The organism is Clostridium sp. (assembly GCF_032552055.1).
Classification (GTDB): domain Bacteria; phylum Bacillota; class Clostridia; order Clostridiales; family Clostridiaceae; genus Clostridium.
The window spans coordinates 1-4,301 of record NZ_JAWGSV010000264.1 but is presented as its reverse complement, the minus strand read 5'-3'; the positions used below and the strand labels follow the sequence as shown (position 1 = coordinate 4,301).

General features: G+C 32.1%; 3 protein-coding genes. All 3 read left to right on the top strand.

The features are described 5' to 3' along the window. Positions 1-79: 79 nt before the first annotated feature. The 3 genes from E6248_RS13765 to E6248_RS13755 are packed head-to-tail and all read left to right on the top strand — an operon-like array spanning position 80 to position 4,186. A complete protein-coding gene (locus E6248_RS13765; protein ID WP_316341362.1) occupies positions 80-556 on the top strand; it encodes an NAD(P)H-dependent oxidoreductase subunit E in 477 nt (158 codons plus the stop codon). A 1-nt stretch (position 557) separates the two neighbouring features. Next, complete coding sequence (locus E6248_RS13760) at positions 558-2,462, top strand: NADH-ubiquinone oxidoreductase-F iron-sulfur binding region domain-containing protein (RefSeq protein WP_316341361.1); 1,905 nt, start codon at positions 558-560, stop codon at positions 2,460-2,462. Continuing rightward, on the top strand, positions 2,462-4,186 hold the full coding sequence (locus E6248_RS13755; protein WP_316341360.1) for an NADH-dependent [FeFe] hydrogenase, group A6: 1,725 nt from the start codon (positions 2,462-2,464) through the stop codon (positions 4,184-4,186). The genes E6248_RS13760 and E6248_RS13755 overlap by 1 nt, the downstream gene beginning before the upstream one ends. The last annotated feature ends 115 nt before the right edge of the window (positions 4,187-4,301 follow it).

Genomic DNA, 4,301 nt, shown 5'->3' with positions numbered 1-4,301 from the left:
GAAATACATTGTGCTAACATATAATTATAAGAATATTCAGAAAATTATTAAAACTAATACAATACAGGGGGAGATAAATTTGGAGGATAAGTGTGGAAAGTTCAAGGAATTAGAATTATTTATCCAAGATGGGAATGATGAGGAAAGCTCCTTAATAGCAGTTTTACATCATGCACAAGGTCTATATGGATATTTAGGAAGGGAGGTACAAGAGTATATTGCAGATAAGCTAGATATACCTCTTTCGAAAGTGTATGGAGTAATAACTTTTTATTCCTATTTTTCAACAGAACCTAAAGGTAAGTATGTAATCAGCATTTGTACTGGAACAGCCTGTTTTGTAAGAGGCGCTAATGATATTTTAGAGGATTTTAGAAAGGTATTAGGTATTAAAGAAGGTGAAACTACCTCTGATGGATTATTTACCTTAGATACTTTAAGATGTGTTGGTTCCTGTGCAATAGCACCTGTAGTTCTAGTTAATGATAAGGTTTACGGATATTTTGCTAAGCCTCAAGTTAATGAATTAATTAATAATTTAAGGGAGCAAGGTTAGTATGGAGAAGATAAAGAATTATAATGAATTATTAGAAAAGGTAGATTTTTATAAAAAACAAATAGAGGTTAGAGAAAATCCGGAAAAATTTAATAAAGGGGAAATAAAAGAAAGACATATTCTTATTTGTGGAGGGCCTGGATGTAAGGCTTCTAGGGCAGATAGTATTGGTAAGTCATTTAAGGATGAATTAGAAAGACTAGATTTAGGATATGAAGTAAAGGTTATAATGACTGGATGTTTTGGATTTTGTGCAAAGGGACCAGTAATAGAGATAATGCCAGATAAAGTCTTTTATACACAAGTAAAAGAAGAAGATGTAAGGGAAATTATAGAAAGTCATATTGTTAGAGGAGAAATAGTAGAGAGACTTTTATATGAAGATGAAGAAACTAAGGAAAGAATAAAGGTAAAAGAAGAAATTCCTTTTTATAAGAAACAAGTAAAGATAGCTTTAAAGAACTGTGGAGTAATAGATCCAGAGAGCATAGAAGAAGCATTAGCTGTAGGTGCATATACTGCCCTTGGTAAAGTAATAACTTCCATGAGTAAGGAAGAAGTTATAAAGGAAATAACTGATTCAGGATTAAGAGGAAGAGGTGGCGGAGGTTTTCCAGCAGGTAGAAAGTGGGAAACTGCAAGAAGGGCTGAAGGTGAAATAAAGTATGTAATATGTAATGCAGATGAGGGTGATCCAGGAGCGTTTATGGATAGAGCTATATTAGAAGGAGATCCTAATTTAGTATTAGAAGCCATGGCTATTTGTGGATATGCTATAGGATCTAATAAGGGTTATATATATATTAGAGCTGAATATCCATTAGCTGTTCATAGATTAAAAATTGCTATTAAGCAAGCTAGAGCAATAGGATTACTTGGTGAAAATATATTAAATACTGGCTTTAATTTCGATATAGAAATAAAATATGGCGCGGGTGCTTTTGTTTGCGGAGAAGCAACAGCATTAATTCATTCCATAGAAGGATTAAGAGGAGAACCTACAATGAAGCCACCAAGGACATCAGAAAAAGGTTTATGGCAAAAGCCAACTTGTGTTAACAATGTAGAAACCTTTGCTAATGTTAGTCAAATTATTAACAATGGTGCAAGCTGGTATAGTAATATTGGTTCTGAAAAGTCAAAAGGAACAAAGGTTTTTGCTTTAGCTGGAAATATAAATAATGTAGGATTAGTAGAGATTCCTATGGGAATGCCACTTAAAGATATAGTATACGAAATTGGAGGTGGCATTGTTAAGAATAAGGCATTGAAGGCAGTACAAACAGGAGGTCCTTCTGGAGGGTGTATTCCAACAGATTATTTAGAATTACCAATAGAATATGACACATTAACTGCTATTGGTTCAATGATGGGCTCTGGTGGGATGATAGTTATGGATGAAGATAATTGTATGGTAGATATAGCTAAGTTTTATCTAGAGTTTAGTGTTGATGAATCTTGTGGTAAATGCACTCCATGCAGAATTGGGAATAAAAGAATTTTAGAGATGATAAAAGATATTACTGATGGAAAAGCAACTATAGATGATTTAAAGAAGCTTGAAGAACTTTGTGAAGTAGTTAAAGATACTTCTCTTTGTGGATTAGGTGAAGCAGCACCAAACCCAGTTTTAAGTACTATTAAATTCTTTAGAAAGGAATATGAAGAGCATGTTATTGATAAGAAGTGTAGTGCAGGAGTATGTAAGGGATTAGTAAAGTATGGAATAACAGATGATTGTATAGGTTGTACTAAGTGCTTAAGAGCTTGCCCTGTTTTAGCTATTAAAGGAAAGCTCAGAGAAAAGCATACTATTATTTTAGAAAAATGTATTAAGTGTGGTTTATGTTTTGAAGCTTGTCCGACAAAAGCAATTATTAAAACTAGCTTAGGAGGTGAAATATAATGATAAAGGCAGAAATAAATGGAGTATCAGTAGAAGTGGAAAAGGGTACAAGTATATTAGATGCTGCTAGAAGTATTAATATTCATCTACCTACCTTATGTCATATGCAAATGGTTGATGGTAAGACTAGAAATTGTAAGGGGACATGTAGGGTTTGTGTAGTAGAGATAGAAGGTAAATCTGGTTTACTACCATCTTGTGCTACAGAACTTAAGGAAGGAATGTCAGTTAGAACTAATTCATTAAAGGCTGTAAGGGCTAGAAGAACTATTACAGAATTACTTTTATCAAATCACCCTAAGGATTGCTTAAATTGTGAGAAAAATACTAATTGTGAGCTACAAAGTTTAGCAGCAGAGCTTGGTATAGATGAAAAAAACTTTCAAGGGGAGAGAACATCTTTTGATATTGATACTTCTGATGGATTTATTAGAGATAGGGAAAAATGTATTTTATGCAGAAGATGTGTAACAGCCTGTAATGATATACAAAAGGTAAATGCAATAACTTTAGCTAATAGGGGATTTAATACCAATATATCTACTTTTTGTAATGATGCTATAGAGCTAACTAATTGTACTTACTGTGGACAATGTGTTGCAGTATGTCCAACAGGTGCTTTAAAGGAAAATTTAAATTATAGAAAGATTTGGGATTTGTTAGATGATGAAGATAAATTTACAGTTGTCCAAATTGCTCCAGCAGCTAGATATGCATTAGCTGAAGAGTTTGGTTTAGAATCAGGTGCATTATCTACAGGTAAGATAGTAAAAGCATTACGATTATTAGGTTTCAAGTTAGTATGTGATACCAATTTTGCAGCTGACTTAACAATAATGGAAGAAGCAAATGAATTTATTGAAAGATTTACTTTAGGAGAAAATTTACCTCTAATAACTAGTTGCTGTCCAGCATGGGTAAAATATGCTGAAAATAATTATTACGATAATATGGAGCTTGTATCTACTTGTAAATCACCTCAACAAATGTTTGGAGCTGTAGCTAAAAATTATTTACCACAAGAATTAGAGGTAAAAAGGGAAGATATATCTGTTGTCTCAATTATGCCGTGTATTGCTAAAAAATATGAGTGTAATAGAGAAGAAATGAAAGATAATTCAGGAGTAAAAGATGTAGATATAGTTATTACTACAAGGGAATTTGCTAAGCTTATAAGAGAATCTGGAATAGATATCCTAAAGCTTCCTGATTCTGAATTCGATAATCCACTAGGTATGTCAAGTGGAGCTGGAACTATATTTGGAACTAGTGGAGGTGTTATGGAAGCAGCACTCAGAACTTCTTATGAGTGGATAACTGGAGAAAAATTAGAAAAAATTGAGTTTGAAGCTGTTAGAGGATTAGAAGGTGTAAAGGAAGCTTCTATAGAGATGAATGGAAAGACTGTAAATATAGCAGTAGTTAGTTCCTTAGGAAATGCTAAAAAGATTATGGATGAAATTAAAAGAGGAGAATCCAAATATCATTTTATAGAAGTTATGGCTTGTCCTGGAGGTTGCATAGATGGGGGAGGACAACCTTATATAAGATCTAATAGGAATATATTAAAAAAGAGGATGGATGCAGTGTATAGAGATGATTTTAATAAAGAGATAAGAAAATCTCATGAAAACCCTATGATAATAAAATTATATGAAGATTATCTTATGAAACCTAATAGTTATATTGCTCATAAAATTCTACACGTAATTTATAAAAAATAGAAAAAAAATACAAATATATTGATAAAAATGGGAAAATGTTAATTTTTCCATTTTTTTAATTGATAAATTTAACTGTTTATCTATAAATTTAACTTTTTAAAAGATAATTGTAAAA

Coding starts and splice junctions, on each gene's coding strand:
- E6248_RS13760 (WP_316341361.1), top strand. CDS start 558: ATGGAGAAGATAAAGAATTATAATGAATTATTAGAAAAGGTAGATTTT.
- E6248_RS13755 (WP_316341360.1), top strand. CDS start 2,462: ATGATAAAGGCAGAAATAAATGGAGTATCAGTAGAAGTGGAAAAGGGT.